Source organism: Bacilliculturomica massiliensis, from assembly GCF_900605495.1.
GTDB classification, from domain to species: Bacteria; Bacillota; Clostridia; order Peptostreptococcales; family Anaerovoracaceae; genus Bacilliculturomica; species Bacilliculturomica massiliensis.
Map to the genome: position 1 here is coordinate 169,928 of NZ_LR027599.1, position 18,471 is coordinate 188,398.

At 55.0% G+C, this 18,471-nt stretch carries 17 protein-coding genes; 1 reads left to right on the plus strand and 16 read right to left on the minus strand.

Annotated features, from left to right (window positions below):
* Positions 1–825 precede the first annotated feature (825 nt).
* Positions 826–2,382, plus strand: a complete 1,557-nt coding sequence (locus tag E0E37_RS03315) for an ABC-F family ATP-binding cassette domain-containing protein (protein ID WP_130861552.1) — start codon at positions 826–828, stop codon at positions 2,380–2,382.
* A 383-nt stretch (positions 2,383–2,765) separates the two neighbouring features.
* On the opposite strand, the gene atpC is transcribed toward E0E37_RS03315, so the two are convergent.
* The 16 genes from atpC to E0E37_RS03395 form a co-directional block, all read right to left on the minus strand.
* The gene (atpC, locus tag E0E37_RS03320) at positions 2,766–3,191 is read right to left on the minus strand and encodes an ATP synthase F1 subunit epsilon (protein ID WP_330548530.1); all 426 of its coding nucleotides are present in this window, start codon (positions 3,189–3,191) and stop codon (positions 2,766–2,768) included.
* An 81-nt stretch (positions 3,192–3,272) separates the two neighbouring features.
* Positions 3,273–4,721, minus strand: coding sequence for a F0F1 ATP synthase subunit beta (gene atpD, locus E0E37_RS03325; protein ID WP_130861553.1), 1,449 nt, complete (start codon positions 4,719–4,721; stop codon positions 3,273–3,275).
* Positions 4,722–4,750: 29 nt separating this feature from the next.
* Positions 4,751–5,629: an ATP synthase F1 subunit gamma gene (gene atpG, locus E0E37_RS03330; RefSeq protein WP_130861554.1), complete on the minus strand. Its 879-nt coding sequence runs from the start codon at positions 5,627–5,629 to the stop codon at positions 4,751–4,753.
* An 81-nt stretch (positions 5,630–5,710) separates the two neighbouring features.
* Positions 5,711–7,255, minus strand: a complete 1,545-nt coding sequence (atpA, locus tag E0E37_RS03335; protein ID WP_130861555.1) for a F0F1 ATP synthase subunit alpha — start codon at positions 7,253–7,255, stop codon at positions 5,711–5,713.
* A 4-nt stretch (positions 7,256–7,259) separates the two neighbouring features.
* The gene (gene atpH, locus E0E37_RS03340; RefSeq protein ID WP_130861556.1) at positions 7,260–7,763 is read right to left on the minus strand and encodes an ATP synthase F1 subunit delta; all 504 of its coding nucleotides are present in this window, start codon (positions 7,761–7,763) and stop codon (positions 7,260–7,262) included.
* A complete protein-coding gene (atpF, locus tag E0E37_RS03345; RefSeq protein ID WP_130861557.1) occupies positions 7,756–8,244 on the minus strand; it encodes a F0F1 ATP synthase subunit B in 489 nt (162 codons plus the stop codon). Before atpF ends, atpH begins: the two co-directional genes overlap by 8 nt.
* An 18-nt stretch (positions 8,245–8,262) precedes the next feature.
* Positions 8,263–8,487 (minus strand): ATP synthase F0 subunit C, encoded by a 225-nt coding sequence (gene atpE / locus E0E37_RS03350; protein ID WP_130861558.1) that lies wholly within the window; start codon positions 8,485–8,487, stop codon positions 8,263–8,265.
* 36 nt (positions 8,488–8,523) lie between these two features.
* Positions 8,524–9,210 carry a F0F1 ATP synthase subunit A gene (locus E0E37_RS03355; RefSeq protein WP_330548531.1) on the minus strand — a complete coding sequence of 229 codons (687 nt, stop codon included), beginning with the start codon at positions 9,208–9,210 and terminating at the stop codon, positions 8,524–8,526.
* A 281-nt stretch (positions 9,211–9,491) separates the two neighbouring features.
* Positions 9,492–10,421 (minus strand): LysR family transcriptional regulator, encoded by a 930-nt coding sequence (locus tag E0E37_RS03360; protein WP_130861559.1) that lies wholly within the window; start codon positions 10,419–10,421, stop codon positions 9,492–9,494.
* Entirely contained in the window at positions 10,411–11,259 is an 849-nt protein-coding gene (locus tag E0E37_RS03365; protein WP_130861560.1) for a PHP domain-containing protein, read from the minus strand. Before E0E37_RS03365 ends, E0E37_RS03360 begins: the two co-directional genes overlap by 11 nt.
* A complete protein-coding gene (locus E0E37_RS03370; RefSeq protein ID WP_130861561.1) occupies positions 11,252–12,502 on the minus strand; it encodes an MFS transporter in 1,251 nt (416 codons plus the stop codon). The genes E0E37_RS03365 and E0E37_RS03370 overlap by 8 nt, the downstream gene beginning before the upstream one ends.
* A 130-nt stretch (positions 12,503–12,632) precedes the next feature.
* Positions 12,633–13,178, minus strand: a complete 546-nt coding sequence (locus E0E37_RS03375; protein ID WP_130861562.1) for a DJ-1 family glyoxalase III — start codon at positions 13,176–13,178, stop codon at positions 12,633–12,635.
* Between the two features lie 46 nt (positions 13,179–13,224).
* Positions 13,225–13,911: a lipoprotein intramolecular transacylase Lit gene (locus E0E37_RS03380; RefSeq protein WP_165445180.1), complete on the minus strand. Its 687-nt coding sequence runs from the start codon at positions 13,909–13,911 to the stop codon at positions 13,225–13,227.
* 348 nt (positions 13,912–14,259) lie between these two features.
* Positions 14,260–15,792: an AbgT family transporter gene (locus E0E37_RS03385; protein ID WP_130861564.1), complete on the minus strand. Its 1,533-nt coding sequence runs from the start codon at positions 15,790–15,792 to the stop codon at positions 14,260–14,262.
* Positions 15,793–15,926: 134 nt separating this feature from the next.
* Positions 15,927–17,210: an MFS transporter gene (locus E0E37_RS03390; protein ID WP_130861565.1), complete on the minus strand. Its 1,284-nt coding sequence runs from the start codon at positions 17,208–17,210 to the stop codon at positions 15,927–15,929.
* A 12-nt stretch (positions 17,211–17,222) separates the two neighbouring features.
* A complete protein-coding gene (locus tag E0E37_RS03395) occupies positions 17,223–18,404 on the minus strand; it encodes a M20 family metallopeptidase (protein ID WP_130861566.1) in 1,182 nt (393 codons plus the stop codon).
* Positions 18,405–18,471 lie beyond the last annotated feature (67 nt).

Consider the following 18,471-nt stretch of genomic DNA (forward strand, 5'->3'; position numbering starts at 1 on the left):
TGAAAAGCGAAATAAAAAAACGCGTCTTCTGTCGGCAGCATTGCCCCTGTCGTCTCACGTCCGGCCGGTCGTGTATCCTCATCATACATTATTTGTAATTATTTGTCAATCACGCATTTCAAATTATTTCCACAACATTGCATGGCATTGCAGTCGCAGACCATCAAGCCATTACATCGCTGCACACTCGATCATGAACTCCTCCACAGCAGCACCCTTGACTTTTTTGCCATTCCCCGTTGCACATTATCCCCTCCCAGAGTCATTTCGCCTGCGGTCATTATGCCCACGACCGTCGCTTTCCCGGCGCTCATATTCCAGCCATTGCATCTCTATCCATTACGACCTCGTGACGTTATGCTGGGCCGTTAAGCTCCGACTGTTAAGCTCGGGTTGGTATGCCCTCCATCCCTTCGGTCTCGGCCCTTCACAATGGTCAGTCTCACAGCATAGCTGCGCCGGTTTCTTCATCTCATCTTCACGGAGAGATCACCGTTCTTCACCGGATCTATGGTAATATTTTCATTATCCGCTTTTGCCGCCGCCTGCCCGACGCTATTCCTCAATTTTATTGCCAGACACAGGTCCGCCATCGTCAGGGGCAAGCCCGCAGTTTCATTGCCCCACGCCCCCCAATTTCATTGTCAAATACAAATCCGCGATTTTATTTGACACCGCCCCGGATAACAGATAAAATCTTCGAGGGAGTTTCGTGACAAACACAGAACGACAGACGAAACTAAAATCAACGTATATAAAAGCCGGTACGGCGGCAGACCGGCGGATGAATAGACAGCAGAAAAAACACACAAAGGAGCAATATCTATGAGCGTATTAATCGCAGAACACGTGACCCACGGCTTCGGCGGCCGAAGAATTCTGGAGGACGCATCCTTCCGCCTTTTGAAAGGCGAACATGTGGGACTGATCGGCGCCAACGGCGAGGGCAAAACTACATTTTTAAATATCATAACGGGAGCGCTGTCCCCCGACGAGGGTAAAATACAGTGGTCCAAGCGCGTAACGGTGGGATATCTGGATCAGCACTCCACCCTGAAAAAGGGAATGAGCATCCGCGACGTGCTGCGGGACGCCTTCCGCAGTTATTACGATCTTGAACAGGAGATGCTGGCGCTGTACGAAAGCATGACCACCGCGGAAGGCGAAGACATGGACGCCATGATGGAGGATGCGGGAGAGATCCAACAGCTCCTGGAGCACAGCGGGTTCTACACCCTGGACGCGAAGATCGAGGAGGTGGCCAACGGGTTGGGACTGGGCAGCATCGGCCTGGACAAGGACGTGTCCGACCTGTCCGGCGGACAGCGGACCAAGGTGCTGCTGACCAAACTGCTGCTCTCCGACCCCACGATCCTCATTCTGGATGAGCCCACCAACTATCTGGATCAGGAACACATCGAATGGCTGACCCGCTACCTGAAAGACTACGAGAACGCCTTCATTCTCGTCTCCCATGACATGTCCTTCCTCAACCAGGTGGTCAACGTCATCTATCATGTGAACGACGGCGTTCTCACCCGTTACAGCGGCGATTACGAACAGTTCCAGAAGATGTATGAGGTCAAGCGCAGTCAGGAGATCAAAGCCTACGAAAAACAACAGCAGGAGATCGACCGCATGGAGGATTTTATCGCCAGGAACAAGGCTCGGGTAGCCACCCGAGGCATGGCAAACTCCCGTCAGAAAATGCTTGACCGCATGGATGTGCTGGAAAAACCGAAAGAGAAGATCAAACCTACCTTCGGTTTCCGCGAGGCGCGCACGCCCAGCCGCTACATCGTACAGGCCCGGGATCTGGTGCTGGGCTACAGCGAACCCCTTACCAAACCCGTGTCTTTCGAGCTTGAGCGCGGCTTCAAGGTCGCTCTCACCGGAACAAACGGTCTGGGCAAGACCACCCTGCTGAAAACCATACTGGGTAAGCTCCCGGCCATCTCCGGTTCCGTTGAGCTGGGAGATTTTCTGGTCCCCGGCTATTTTGAGCAGGAGGCGGAGCGAGACAGCGGTCAGACGGCGCTGGAAAGCTTCTGGGGCGAGTTCCCCACGCTGACCAACGGCGAGGTGCGGGCTGCCCTGGCCAGGTGTGGTCTCACCTCCGAACACATCACAAGCCAGATGAAGGTACTGTCCGGCGGCGAAAACGCCAAAGTCCGCCTGGCCAAGCTCATGCAGCGCGAGGTCAACTGGCTGGTTCTGGACGAGCCCACCAATCATCTGGATGTGGATGCTAAAGACGAGTTAAAACGGGCGTTGAAAGCGTTCAAGGGCACGATCCTCCTGGTCTGCCACGAACCGGAGTTTTACGAGGATTGGGTGACTCACATATGGAATGTGGAAGATTGGACAACGAAGATCGTGTAGCGATCCCTTTAAATGAGTCGTTTCTCTGGGTTGGCCCGCCAGTTCCCATTATTTTAAAGTTTGACCACACGTAAAAAAGCGCCCGGGCGGAGATATGCTTCCATATCGCCATCCGGGCGCTTCTGCTCTCGGTATTTCTTCTTTCGATCACGTCTGCCCTCGGCAGCCTCTTCTTTCGATCACGCCTGCTCTCGGGAGTCTCTTCTTTCGATCGCATCTGCCTTCGGGAGCCTCTGCTTTCAGGTGTTTCCGCCTTCGGGAGCCTCAGTTCTCAGGTTCTGCTGTCTTCGGGTACCTCTGGCCGCTGGCATCAGGTGCCGCTGCCCCCTCTCAGGAACGCCCCGTCCCATCTGCTTATTTAAAAGCACCTGGCTTAGAGACGCCTACAGTTTTTTCGTCACCTTCAGCCGAGCCATGGCTCTGGCCAGGGCCGCCTTGGTGTGATAATATTCCAGAATAGCCTGCCTGTGGCGCAGACGTTCCTCCGCACGCTGACGAGCCTCGTCAGCCCGGCGGATATCGATCTCTTCCGGCGATTCCGCCGTGTCGACCACCAGTACCAGCTTTTCCGGTGTGATCTCCGCAAAGCCGTCTCCCACAGCCGCGATCACCCATTCTCCATCCACGAGATAACGGAGCTCACCTGCGGCCACTGCCGTCACCATGGGTTCGTGATCAGCCAGCACGCCCAGCTCGCCGTCTATAGCCGGCAGGACCGCCATGCTGCATGGGCCGTTATAAAAGAGCCTGTCGCTGGCCGCCACTCTCAAATGAAAATTTTTATCTGTCATAGCAGAAGTTTTGCTCAATGCCGCACCTCTTTTCTGTCCTTCCGACTTTTCCGGCTCTGCCCTGCGGCCCGGTCTGCCAGACGCCGGACTTCCCGCCGCTTACTCTTCCTCGGATCTTTCGGCCGCTGCGCTCCCGTTTTCTCCGGGCTGCCCAGGCTCAAAACCCATGGACCTGGCTTTTTCTTTCACTTCCTCGATGCCGCCCACCATCATGAAAGCAGCTTCCGGATATTCATCCATCTCGCCGCTGATGATGGCCTTGAAGCCGCGGATCGTATCCTTGACCGGCACGTATTTTCCCGTCATGCCTGTAAAGTTCTCCGCCACGGAGAACGGCTGCGACAGGAACTTCTGAATTTTTCTCGCTCTGTAGACCGCCAGCTTATCTTCCTCTTCCAATTCTTCCATTCCGAGGATGGCGATGATGTCCTGCAGTTCTTTGTAGCGCTGCAGCAGTTCCTGCGTCTTCCGCGCCACGGTGTAATGCTCCTCGCCTACCACATCCGGTTCCAGGATGCGGGAGGTGGACTCCAGCGGATCCACGGCCGGATAGATCCCCTGCTCCACGATCTTTCTGGACAGTACCGTGGTAGCGTCCAGATGAGCAAATGTGGTGGCAGGCGCCGGGTCGGTCAGGTCGTCCGCGGGCACGTAGACCGCCTGCACGGATGTGATCGATCCGTTCTTCGTGGATGTGATCCGTTCCTGCAGTTCTCCCACCTCGTTGGCCAGGGTGGGCTGGTAGCCCACCGCGGACGGCATACGGCCCAGAAGCGCGGAGACCTCGGAGCCCGCCTGCACGTAACGGAAAATATTATCAATAAACAACAGTACGTTCTGATGTTCCTGATCCCGGAAATATTCTGCCATGGTAAGCCCGGTCTGGGCCACCCGCATACGGGACCCCGGCGGTTCGTTCATCTGCCCGAAAACCAGCGCCGTTTTCTGGATAACGCCGGATTCCGTCATCTCCGTCCACAGGTCGTTTCCCTCTCTGGACCGCTCGCCTACTCCGGTGAAAATAGAATATCCGCCGTGTTCCGTAGCGATATTGTGGATCAGTTCCTGTATGAGTACGGTCTTTCCTACTCCCGCCCCTCCAAACAGCCCGATCTTGCCGCCCTTTGCATAGGGCGCCAGCAGGTCGATGACCTTGATGCCGGTCTCCAGGATCTCCACCACAGGACTCTGATCTTCAAAAGAAGGCGGATCTCTGTGGATGGGCCAGCGCACTGCCGCCTCCACGGGTTCGCCCCCGTCTATGGTCTGTCCCAGCACATTGAACATACGGCCCAGCACGGCCTTCCCCACCGGCACCTGTATACAGGAGTCCATGGCTGTGACTTCCATTCCCTTTGCCAATCCTTCGCTGGCCGCCAGCATGATGCAGCGCACCACCCGGTTGCCCATATACTGCGCAGCCTCCATCACCTTTTCCTCACCGTCAGCAGTGACCGTGAGGGCGTCCTTGATGAAAGGAAGCTCTTCCGATTCAAATTCCACATCGACCACAGGTCCCATTACCTGGACGATTTTACCTTTCTTCATAATCCGCCTCCATTGCCGAATTTTTCCGCCTACTTAAACGCTTCGGCTCCGCTCACTACCTCGTTGATCTCCTGTGTGATGGCCGCCTGTCTGGCCCGATTGTAGAGCAGAGACAGATCCTTGAGCATATCCTTCGCGCTGTCCGTGGCCGATTTCATCGCAGTCATGCGGGCGTTCTGCTCCGCCGTGAAAGCTTCGACCATGGCTCCGAAAATGATCCCCTTCACGTAATTGGGAACCAGATGGTTCATGACCGCCTGGGGCGACGGCGAGTACACCGTGAACTGTTTATACATCGTATCCTCGCCTTCGGATACGAAATTTTCAGGAATCAGGGGAAGCAGCTGGATCATGCGCGCCTCTTCTTTAAAAGAGGTTATCATCTCCGTGAAAATGAGATAGACTTCATCCAGTTCTTCCTCATCAAACGCCGTGAGCACCGTCTCCGCAATATTTCTCGCCCGGAACCGGGTGGGAGTCTGATTGGTATAGTAAAAATCAAAAGGTACGTTGGCGTCCATCCGCAGAAAATGCTGGCGGCCGATCTGCCCCAGAATGTAAAGAGTATTGTTCTTCCCTCTTTTCATCTCCTGTTCCGCCAGCTTGATGACGTTGTGATTGTAAGCTCCCGCCAGTCCTTTATCCGCCGTTATGATAATATATCCGCGCTTTCTGTCCGCATCCGCGATCAGCCTGCGCTGGTCGAAATAGTTGTGCGAGATGTCAGGCGAATGCAGCAAAATATCGTGGATCGTGCGCTGCAGCGTCTTAAAGTAAGGCTCTGTGCCGTCCAACGCCCGTCTGGCTTTCTTCATCTTTGAAGACGAAATCAAATACATGGCGTTGGTTATCTTCATCGTATCCTGAATGCTTTTCATCCGGGTACGGATCTCTCTCATATTTGCCATCAGCGCCCTCCTTCCCTGTTTTTATATCTGCCTGCGGCCGCTTCCGCCGCAGGCCGCGCGTTGTCGTTCCTCTGTCCGCGGCTATTTTTTCTCAAGCGGAACGCCTGCTTCCGGCGTCAGCTCCAATGACTCTTTATATTCCTTTACACCGGCTACGATCTCCTGGATCATCTCGTCGGTGAGCACTTTTTCCTTCTCGATCTTTTCCACCAGTTCCCCGTGCTTCTCTTCCATGTAGTCCAGCATTTCTCTCTGGAAACGCTTGATCTCCCTCACAGGCACGGAAAGCATGAGCTTGTTGGTGGCCGCCACCAGAGAGATGACCTGATCGTGCAGACTCATGGGTCTGGACAGAGGCTGCTTCAGCATCTCGATCAGCCGGTCGCCGTAGTCCAGCAATTCTTTGGTGGACGCGTCCAGATCAGAGGAAAACTGTGTAAAGACCTCCATCTCGCGGTACTGAGCCAGATCGATACGCAGATTTCCGGACGCCTTTTTCAGCGCCTTTGTCTGAGCGGCTCCGCCTACCCGCGAAACGGAAAGTCCCACGTTCACCGCAGGCCGAACGCCCGAAAAGAACAGTTCGCTCTCCAGGAAGATCTGTCCGTCGGTGATGGAGATCACGTTGGTGGGAATATATGCGGAAACGTCGCCCGCCAGCGTCTCAATGATCGGCAGCGCCGTGATCGATCCGCCTCCATGCTCGTCGTCCAGACGGCTGGAACGTTCCAGAAGTCTGGAATGCAGATAAAATACGTCGCCCGGATAGGCCTCGCGCCCCGGCGGTCTCTTCAGCAGAAGCGACATGGCCCGGTAAGCCACCGCGTGCTTGGAGAGATCATCGTAGACGATCAGCACATCTCTCCCCTTATACATAAAATATTCCGCCATAGCCGTTCCGGCGTACGGCGCAATATACTGGAGCGGCGCCAGATCGCTGGCAGAAGCGGACACCACCACCGTATAGTCCATGGCGTCGTATTTCTGCAGCGTATTCACCAGCTGGGCCACCGTGGAAGCTTTCTGACCGATGGCTACATAGATGCAGATCACATCTCCGCCCTTCTGGTTCAGAATAGTGTCCACCGCGATGGAGGTCTTGCCGGTCTGCCGGTCTCCGATGATCAGCTCCCGCTGCCCCCGCCCGATGGGAAACATGGAGTCAATAGCCAGGATCCCCGTAGCCATGGGGACCGTTACTGATTTTCTCTCCACTACGCCGGGGGCCGGATTCTCTATGGGACGGGTCTCGCTGGTCTGGATGGGCCCTCTTCCGTCGATGGGCTCTCCTAACGCGTTGACCACGCGGCCGATCATAGCCTCCCCAACGGGAACGCCTGCTTTTTTTCCGGACCGCGTTACCCGCGACCCCTCCACGATACCGTGGTCGGAGCCCAGCAGCACCACGCCCGCCGTCTTTGACTCCAAGCTCTGCACGATGCCTTCTACGCCGGTCTCGAACGTGACCAGTTCGCCGTACATGGCCCGGGTCAGTCCATACACTGTGGCGATCCCGTCTCCTGCCTGGATGACGGTCCCGATCTCCGCCACAGCGGTCTTATCCTCATAATTCAATATTTCGTTTCTAAGTACGGAAATGACTTCTTCAGGACGAATATTGCTCAAATCCTCACCTCCATGCCAGCTTCCTGTAAAGCCCCGTCAGCCGGCCCTTCGCGCTCCGGTCGTACTCCTCGTCTCCTACACGGAGAATAAAACCACCCGCAAGCGAGGGATCTCTTCTGACGGTCAGCTTTACGCCGGCCTTCTTATATTTCTTCTTAAGCGCCTGCTTCAAGGCTTCTACACGCGTTGGATCCAGCTTTTTTGCATAGATCAGCTCCGCCTGCAAAATATTTTTTTCCTCCAGGCGGCAGTCTTCATAAACCTTTTCTACCAGACGGATATCGCCCATGCGTCCGTTGTCGCAGAGGACCTTCGCAAAATTCTTTATTTCGTCGGGAAACAGGCGGTCTATGATCCTGTGTTTTTCCCGGTTTGCCACAGCGGGACTGCTGAGAGCCTCCGCCAGCGCGGGGTTATCCTCCAGCAGCGCCTTGCATTCCGCGATAATTCTCGGCGAAATGTCCAGATCGAACAGCGCTTTGCCGTAGCTCTCCGCTATCCTAATCATGCAGCACACCTTCTTCTTTCAAAAATGCATCCATCATCTCTTCGTCGAAGGCTCCGCCCTGCGCGTCCACCGCTTTTTCCGCGGCGGCCACTGCAAGTCCGGCCAGCTCCGATGAGAGAAGGCGCAGATTGCGTTCCCGCTCTGCCTCTATGTCGCGCCGCGCCTCGTCCATAATGCGCACCGCGTTCTGTTTCGCTTCCTTTATTATGGCGTCGTACTCCGTCGTTCCGCGATCCCGGGCTTTTTCCAGGATCTCCTGCGCATCTTTTCCTGCGCCCGCCATAGTCATCTCGTACTTTTTCTGCAGCGCGGCAGCCTGATCCTCTTTTTCTTTCGCTGAGGTAAGCTGGCCTTTTATCAGTTCTTCCCTCTGTTCCATAATGCCCCTGATGGGTGCGAACAGAAAATGTCTGAGCAGCAGATACAGAACGAGCAGGTTCACGATGGTAAAAACAAAGCCCCAGTTAATGTCAAACAGCATCGTTACCGCCCCCAGCGTTTATTTTAAGAACATGATGATCATGATGGCGACTACAAAGCCATAGATCGCGGTCGCCTCCGCCAGCGCGCATCCAAGCAGAAGATTCTTGCTGATCTTTCCTTCCGCCTCGGGCTGTCTGGCGATCGCCTCTGTCGCTCTCGACGTTGCAATACCAATACCGATACCTGCGCCTAAACCGGTGAGCACGGCGATTCCGGCTCCAATAGCAATTAATGTGGTCATGATTCTATCTCCTTTTCTGTTACTTCGATCTCTCTTTTAATCTTCTATTGCTTCCTTTATAAATAAGGAAGTTAAAAGCACAAACACATAAGTCTGGATCAGCCCGTCAAAGATGTCAAAGTAAAAACTCAGTGGAATGGGCACCAGCAAAGGCGCCGCAATCTTGACCATCTCCATGACGACAAAACCGCCCAGTATATTTCCAAACAACCGCATGCACAGCGACAGCGGCCGTATGAAAATCTCCATCACGTTGATCGGCGCGATGATCGGCATGGGCTCCGCGAAGCTCTTGAGCCACCGCTTCGGCCCTTTTTGGGCAATACCGGCAAATTCGATCAATACGATGCTCATGACTGCCAGTCCCGCCGTTACATTCAGGTCCTTCGTGGGAGGAAACAGACCTACCAGTCCAACCAGATTGGACGTTCCGATAAACAGCGCCACTGTGGCCATATAAGGAATATACCGTCTTCCTCTCTCGCCCATAAGGCCTTCGAAGAAATCCCATATTCCTCCCACCGCGATCTCCAGCGCCAGCTGTTTTTTCCCCGGTATGATCTTCAGATTCCGCACCAGTATAATAGAACCTAACACGAGAAACGCCATGATGCCCCAGGAAAGAACAACGCTCTCCGTCACCGGTATGCCGCCGAGGATGGGTATCTCGAAAACGGTCCGTATATTCATTCGGTTCAGCAATTCTTCCGTAAACGTTTCCACAATTTCTCACTCCCCTCCTTCATATTTTCTCAGCGGTCAGGCTTATTTATTCTCTGTTTTCCCACGGCCGCTGAAAAATGACGTTCCCAGAAGCGCCATGTGTAGTCCCGGCGTTTGGCCCGAACACATGGAAAGCTGTATAAAAAGCGAAAATAGAGGCAACCTTGATTACCTCTATTCTTTCAGGCTCTACTCTTCCGTCCGGCCTACCGCTTATCACTTATCCATACTAAATCGAATTGAGATTCTTGTAAAATGAGCATTTATTATAACCACTATAACTATTTTTCATTCCTGTTTTTATTGTCAAATTGCGACAAAAACCGCCTTGCTGCCATTGAAATGGTATTTTTTTTGTCGATAAGAATGCAGGTCGTCTGCTGCGGCAGAGGGGGCTTGACCTGAAGTTCAAAGATTCTGCCCGCCCGGATGGAGTCCTCTGCAAAATTTCGGGCCACGATCCCCACGCCCAGATTGCGCTCCGCGAAGGGCACGATCAGCGTTGTAGTCGTCAGCTCGATGTCAGGCTCAAACTCCAGTCCCTGTTCTGTGAAGAATTCGTCCAGATGCTTTCGGGCGCTCATATCGCTGACCAGCGATATGATTGGGTATTCGAGAATATGCGCCAGCGTCCAGGTGCGCTCCCGCATGTACTCGTACTGCCTTCCCACGATAAAACTGTACTGGACCTGATTCAGCTGAATGATGTCAAACCCTTCAAAGTTCTCATTCTGACACATGACCACGCCAAAATCGATCTCTCCCTCCCGGATCGCCCGCAGCAGCTCCTGCCGTCTGTAGCTGGAAATATCCATCTTGATCTTCGGGTACTCGCTGTTGAAACGCTCCAGCCTGGGCAGCAGATCGAAGTGCACCGTCATTTCATCGGTGCCCACGCGGATGGAACCGGCTTCCATGTTCATCATCTGGCACACGCGTTTCTGGCCTTTAATAATATTTTCATAGGCCTGAGCAATATAATGATACAGCTCCCGTCCCTCCTCGGTCAGCACCATCCCCTTCTGGGTGCGGAGAAAGAGCGGGCATCCAAATGCCTCCTCCAGATGATGTATGGACTTGCTCACCGCGGGCTGCGTCAGATACAGCGCCTCTGCGGCCAGCGTCATGCTGGAACGGGACGCCACCAGATAAAACACTTTATACGATTCAAAATTGATGGAAAGATTGTCTCTGCAGATTTCAGATTCCATGTATGCCTCCAAGTTCTATATTTTTTTTCATGCCCGGTCCGTGGTAATCGGAACCCGCCGTGGCGATAAGCTGATATTTTGCCGCCAGCTCCACCAGCCATCGCTCCTGTGCGGCGGTGTGGCTGCTGTAGCAGCATTCCAGTCCCGTCAGACCCAGCCCGATCAGCTGCTGAAGGATCTCCTCGATCCTTGCCGGATGGCTGGCGGGGTCCTCCTCCCACTTCCCCGTCCAGGATACCTTAAACGGATGGGCCAGCGATGCGAAGCCTCCCGCCCCTCTTATGAGCGCCACCGCCTCCGCCGCCTGGATCTTTTCCCGATGAATGGCCTTGATCGAGGGCGCGGCCATCAGGCGCTCCGAGGCAAAAGCTTCCGCCGTGTCCGCCGCATATCCCCTGAGGACCAGCGCCCTGGCAAAGTTCGGCTTGCCGATATATTCCTGCCCCGGGTAGACCTGGATCTCTTCCTTAGTGAGCGGATAGCCCAGATCTTCCAGGGCCTTCAGCATCTTTTGATTCCGCTCTTTTCTCTGTTCCCGAATGTGGGCCAGACGCGCCAGCAGCGCCGGATCTTCCGGATCAAAACCGTAGCCCAGTATGTGCATGTATGCCGTCTGTTTTTCCCCGTCCCCAAGGGGCAGTTTTGCCGAGAACTCCACGCCGCAGATAAAGCGCACCCCTCTTTCCGCAGCCGCCTCCGCACCTTCTCTCAGTCCGAAAATACCATCGTGATCTGTGATGGCCAGCGTGTCGATCCCTTTTTCAGCCGCCATCTCCACCAACTGCCGGGGAGAAAGCGTCCCGTCCGAATACCATGTGTGCGTGTGCAGATCAATCATGACGTTCCGCCTCCGTCCCTCCGGATACCGGGGCGGCTTTCCCCCCCACGTTCCGGTTTCTGTAGAGCAGGATCACCTGCAGCGCTGTAAACACAGGTATCATGAGAATGATCGTCTGGATGCCCCAGTGGATGGAAAAAAACGAACCGATCATGGGCGCCAGCATCATAGCCACGCTGTTCACCGTGCCCAACGTTCCAAACAGCGCCCCCCTCAGCATGGGAGACGTATTTTCCGACGCGGCGGAGGTGAGGATCGGCTCGATCCCGCCGGCGAAGAAAAAGAAGACGGTGTAGATAATGATAAACAACGTCAGGGAATGGAAGGGGATCAGCAGCGCGGCCACCGGCAGCGCGATGAACGACAGCAGGAAGGCCAGATGAAATTTGCTGTACTTGTCGCCCAGTCTGGTGATGGTCAGCGCCGCCACAGCGGTGGCCCCGCCCGTAGTTCCGTTGATGATACCCGTGTAAGTGGACGCTCCGCTCAGGCCGCCCAGCGTGTCCTGCACAAACAGCGGGACAAAGGGAGTGAAGATCGTTCTGGCTACTCTGGCGATAAACAGCGCCGCGATGACCGACAGGATCATGGGAGTCAGCAGCTTCGCTTTCTCCGCGCCGTTTTTCTCCTGATCCTCAGCCTTCAGCCTGGCCATCAGCGCAGGACCGTAAGATTCCTTGTCCTCGATGACGAGAAACAGCACCATCAAAAGTCCGGCCACCATCAGCGCGCCCCCCGTGAAGAAGCAGAAACTGTAGCCCAGGTTTTCCGCCAGCAGCCCGCCGATGAACGGTCCGATGGCATAGCCCAGAAAATTCGACGAGGTCATAAACCCCAGGGCGTAGGACATTCTGTTTTCCGGCGTATTGGCGGAAACAAAAGCCATGGAAGCGGTGATCGTCCCCGTGAAGATCCCCTGTACCAGCCGCAGAACGAGAAACATCAGCACGCTCTTGACCGCGCCCATCAGAGCCAGAAGCACCGCCGCGCAGAACATGGCCCGCATGATCATCATTTTCCGTCCGAAACGGTCGGACAGGATCCCCCACACCGGGGCGGCGATAGCCATGGACGCCGCCGGCAGAGTGGAAGCCAGCCCCACCGCCAGATTCAGCTGCGTGGGGTCCGTCAGGCCCATTTCCTGAAAATAATAGGGGATAAAGGGCACTCCCAACCCAAAACTCATCAGCGAAAAAATCTGCGTCACCCACAGGGTATATAAATTGATCTTCCACCGTTCCATCTGATATCAAGCCTTCTTTCTCAATTTCCGTGCGTTATCAAAAGAGAGCCGGGACAGAATCCCGGCTCTGCTCTTCTCTTTATATCCGGACAGTTCCGGTCTGCGCCTTCTCCGGCGTCGATCCCGGCTTTTATTTCAGCAGCATATCCGCCGCCACCGCATCCGCTTTTTCCTTTCCACAGAGGACCTCCACCAGCTTCAGCGCAAATTCAGCTGCAAGCCCGGGGCCTTTTCCTGTCACGAAGTTTCCATCCTTCGCCACGTTTTCAGCGGAGATCTTCGCGCCCTTCAGATGCGTCTCCATACCGGGATAGCAGATCGCTTCCCTGTTTTTCAGCAGGCCCAGTTCCCCGTAGACCATAGGCGCCGCACAGATGGCGGCCAGCCATTTCCCTTTCTCCGCGAAGCTCAGGATCCGCCGCTCCAGCTCCTTGTGATTCTGCAGGTTGGCCGCCCCGGGCATACCGCCGGGCAATACGATCATCTGGCAGCCTGCCGCGCTGCTCTCGGAAAACATCAGATCCGCTTCCACGCGGACGCCGTGAGCGCCCTCCACGATCTTTTCATCCATCACTGAAACGGTCTTTGCATCCAGCCCCGCTCTCCGCAGGACATCCACTGCCGTCAGCGCCTCGATCTCTTCAAAACCATCCGCCAGATAAATGTGTACGCTCATGTCTTTTCCTCCGTTTCCCTGTTTCAACTTGCAGACGTTTTACCCACTAACGCCTGGTCCGCCTGTCTCTTCCAAACATCCGATACGGTCTGGTCACGCTCCACGTAGCCATTCCAACCACCAGATAGATGATCGCAGTCACCGCTCCGGCGGCTGCCGCTCCGTGAAGCACAAATTTTTTCGTAAAAACATAATACAGCAGGCCGTCTTCTGAAAACGAGCCCCCCATAAAGACGTCCTTCAAGAACTCCGACGGTCCCGGCGAAAGCAGACCAAAAACGCAGAATCCTGCGTAGACGACAAGCAGTGCCACAGACGCCAGAAACGCCCTCCGCAGCTGTTCCTTTCCGCCGTCCCGGATCCACAGGTAATATGCGGCCGCTGCCGGCAGAAGCGCCACGGCTCCCGCCATACTGACCAGATTGAGGATCGTGCGGAACCGCTCCATTGCAGCCTGCTCCTCCGGTGGAAAAACGCTCTCCTCCTGATCTGTCGCGTCGTTGGCCACAAGAAGTTCAAACTCTTTTTTCTTGCCCCACATAAAGTCTGAAAAGAAATCGGCGAAGTCGTCATTTTTCACATTGAGATTGATCGTTTTGGGAGTCTCCGTGCGATTGAACTCAAATTGATAAAAATCAGGCATTCGCACGATCAGATTCACGGCGCCCGCAAGGATGACCAGCGGAAGAAGAAATACCACCCAGCACAGCAGCACCCTCTTGACCCATACCATAAACTTCCAGCCTTTCCCCACACAGCTTAGAATAAATATCATTTTGAATCGTATATTTGGCTGTTTCCGACGGACTCACAGGACATGCGTCTTATCCCCGTGCCTGCGGAGACCTGCCAAGAAAATGACCGTCACCCACTGCGGCCACTTTCCAATACATACCTATATATATCATATAGGAAAATTGGGAAAATGCAAGACCTTGATTTCACTCCGCTTTCATTGTGATCTCCGTTCCTGCCCCGGGACGCCGCCCCGATGGAGGATCACGTTCAAAAGGGATGGGCGGTATATGCCGCCCATCCCCTTTTTCAATCATCGCCGCAGCTTTCACCCGGCGGTCAAACTCTAATGCAGCCACACCGTCGCTCCGGAAAAGCCCAGGGGCAGGTGAAACACATACCAGACCACGATCACCGCCACAAAGACCACCAGATTTGCCGCGCCGTAGGGCAGCAGGGCAGACAGGGCGGTGCCGATGCCGCAGCGCTTGTCGTACCTGACGCACAGCGCCAGCATGGTTGGGAAAAAGGGATTCATGGGACTCAACGCGTTGGAGCTCCCGTCGGAAAGCCGCAGTACCATCTGTGTAAAGGCGGGATGGATGTTCATCTGCATCATCAGCGGTATCACGATGGAACCAAAAATCAGATATTTCGTGCTGCCGCTCATGATGAGAAGATTGACTCCCGCGTACATGAAGAACAGGATCAAAATGGCAGCCAGGGGCGGTACAGACAGACTGGTCAGGGCCATTCCTCCTTTTATGGCGATGATCTTTCCCAGATTGGAGTAATCGAATATGGAAATAAACTGGCTGATGACCACTGCCAGAACGAGAAAGGACAGCAGGCTTTCAAGACCCCGGGCCAGCAGCTCCGCCAGCTCCCTGATGGTTCCCGCCATCCCCATCTTGCGGGCGTAAATATAGCCGGGGATAAAGAACAGCAGGAACAACAGGTTTTCCAGAGCCGACATGAGGGGAGCGTTGATGACCAGGGAGCCCTCCGGCCCCCGCAGGAAACTGTTGGACGGCAGGCACAGGGCAAACACGCAGAGGAGAAACAGGAGGATACCCAGCCCCGCCGCTTTCACCGCGCTTCTCTCCCGCGGCGTCAGCTGGTCGCTCTGTCCGCCCTCCCCTTCCACGGCCTGAAACTCCTTGAAATGGGGCTCGACGATTTTGATCGTCACAAAGGCATTCACCAGGACCGCCAAGATCGAGCCGGTCAAAACGGGGAAATATTCGCTCATCAAAGGCATGGAGAAGCCGGGATCCGCGATCTGGGCATAGCTGTTGGTGAGCGGCGTGAGGACCACCTGCCAGAAGCCCGGTATAAATTCCATGGCCGCCCCTGTCGACGCCGCGGAAAACCCAGAAAATATGCCGATCAATGGGTTTTTTCCCATGGAATAATAGATCGTGGCAGCCAGGGTGGGAACGATGATCATGGAGACCGCCCCGTCGAAGCTGCACATGAACACGCCGAAGAAAGCAACGAGAAATGCGATAAACTCCGATCTCACATTGCTCAGACAAAACCGCACCGCAGAAGAAAAGAAGCCGGAAACGTCGCACAGTCCCATACCCATGCCCACTACCAAGGTGACTCCAAGTATGGGAAACGCGCCAAAGTTTGCTACGAATTTTGTGAGAAGAAACAGCAGTCCGTCTGTGCTGACCAGATTGACCACCCCCACCGTCTCTCCCGTGGCCGGATCCACCGCCGTCACATTGAAGACGGACATCAGGAAGGTGAGTACGAATATAATGGCCAGCAGCCATAGAAATAACGTCAGAGTGTGGGGGACCCGATTTCCGGCCCGCTCTATGGCGGCCAGCACGCCGCCCCTTTTATTGTCTCTCGTACATCCGCTCATGCCGCACCTCCTCTTGACACATCGCCGGATCGTCTAACCTTTCGCGATCACCAGTCCGCCGGCGGCGACCACCCCTTTCCCCACCTCATACAAAAACAGGGGATTGATATCCATTATTTATCCGGCTGTCGGCCCTATGCCGCCTCCTGTCCGACGGACTGACGGCCCGCCGCCTTTTCCCTCAGAAACTTCATCAGTATCACAATGCCGATGACGGCTGTGACCACACCGTACACGAAGATATAGGTATATCCCTGGTTTCCGTATTTGTCCATCCAGTATCCGAACAGTACGTGCTGAAACAGATCCGGGGAAAAACCGATGGCGCTGCCAAATCCGATGGCTGAAGCGTGGTACCGCATGGGCAGGCCCGCCTCCACAGGGATCGCGTACTGCACGCCGCCGGCCAGATTATTTGCCAGAGACGCCACCATGATGATCACCATGATCACAGTCAACGTCTTCAGTTCCGGGGGCAGCACGATGACGATCCCGATCATCAACGCGCAGACAAAGAAGGCCGCGATGATCAGTTTTGAAATAGAGCCGATCTTATCTGCGAAGATCCCTCCCAGAGGGGATCCTACGATCTTCATCCCGTACTGTCTGACGATGGCGATGGCCCCGCTGAAGACCACGGTCATTCCAAGCACATCGGTGAAATACGGCGTGAAATACTGAATGGCGATGTTGGTGGAATACATACAGAATAACGTCAATCCAAAATACCAGACGCTCCTGTACTTCGCCACCCCTTTCATATCCTCGATCAGCGAGACCTTGTCGCCGTCATCTTCCTCCAGCGCCTGAGAGTTCATGATCCCCACTTTCTTCAGCACCACCACCGCCAGCAGGGTACACACCGCCATGACTGCGGCAAAGCTCACGAACACTGCTTTCATCCCCGCCGCCGGGTCCGTCGCGGCAAATTTACCGTAGGCGTACAGGCTCACAGAATTGACCAGAAGATAGCCGATGCCGCACATCCCGTAGAACACGCCGTTCATGGTTCCCTGTACCTTGTCGTCCGCCAGCAGTCTCAGCGTTTTAAACCAGGTGCCCCACACCATGAACAGGGTGGAAAAGACCAGGATCATCCACACAAAGAGCGTCATCGTATAGGAGGGAAACAGGGCCATGAGCAGGCAGGCGATGATAGTCCCCACGCTGGAGAAACCGATGATCCCTATGTAATTGAATTTCCGGGCCAGTATGCCTCCGATCCCCGGCGTCAATACCTCGCCCAGCCCATAGATGGTCATGAGAACGCCCAGTTTGGCGTTGCTTACGCCGGTCAGTTCCAGCATTCCATCGTAGAAAACCGCCTTGATGTAGGGCACGCTGTAGGCCACGGAAAATACGATTCCCAAAAACAGAAGGGCCACATATACGTTTAATCCCACTTTGTTTTCTCTCATCACGGGCCTCCTTCACCCTTTATTCTCTTGTACATTGCGCCGTCTCTTTTGTTCCCTCTCTTCCCGCAGCTCCCTCAGGACCTGGGGATCCTCAAAGATCCGCAGACCCAGGCAGGCCAGCAGCTCGCCGTATTCTTTCATCTTTTTCCAGGCGTAAGGGGCGTTGGCGGCTTTCAAAAACTCCACCGTGTGAGCTTTCTCCCCATTCTCCACCATTTTGACCAACGGATGAATGGTGGGAATGATCTGGTTTACTTCTCCCAGATCCGTGGAGCCCATGTCCACGCTTTCCTGCTCCTCATCCATGTTAAACTCCCTCATGAGAGTCTCAAATTCCCTGACCAGGACAGGGCTTGGCACCAGAGAAGCGCAGGTAGGCGCCGACTGTATCCATTCCATTTCGCATCCTGTGGCAAGGGCCGCAGCCTGAGCACAGCGTCTTACCTGCTCCACTACCTGATGATAATAATCCATGTCCAAAGAACGCACCTCATAGCGGATGGAACATTTATCCGGTATAGAATTGGATACCGTGCCGCCGGCCAGAACGATGGCTCCGATCCGCGTCCCGTCCTTTAACTGCTGCCGCATCATGCTGACGCTGTCATACATGGTCACTACAGCGTCTAGGGCATTGATCCCTTCAAAGGGAGCTGCTCCCGCATGGCTTTCCTTGCCGATGAACGTAAAATCGTAGACCCCTATGGCCGATATACGGGGCGCCACGCAATTTCCATAAAAAGGATGGAGCATAATGCCGATGTCATAGCCGTCAAAACAGCCCGCTTTCGCCATCTGCGCCTTGCCGTCCCCAGTCTCCTCCGCCGGCGTTCCGAATACGGCTACCTCGCCCTGATACTCTTCCAGACACTCTGCCAGACCTATGCCCGCCAGCAGGCTCATACCCGCTATGAGATGGTGGCCGCAGGCGTGACCGATCTCCGGAAGGGCGTCGTACTCGGCCATGATGGCCACTCTCGGCCCCGGACCGTTCTTCTTTGCCGCTTTGAACGCGGTGGGCAGGCCAGCGCAGTTCTCTTCCACCTCAAAGCCTTCCCCGCCAAGGAGATCTTTCAGGACCGCCGACGCATGTACCTCCTGCAGTGCGATCTCGGGATTCTCGTAAATATCCCTGCAGACCGCCGCCACCTTTTCATAATTTCGATCCACTGATTCTCTTATCCTTTTTCTCATTTTCCGGCCTCCTCTCTGCGCCGCGGCCGCCGCGGCGGCACGTCCCGGCTATCGCTTATAGACTATT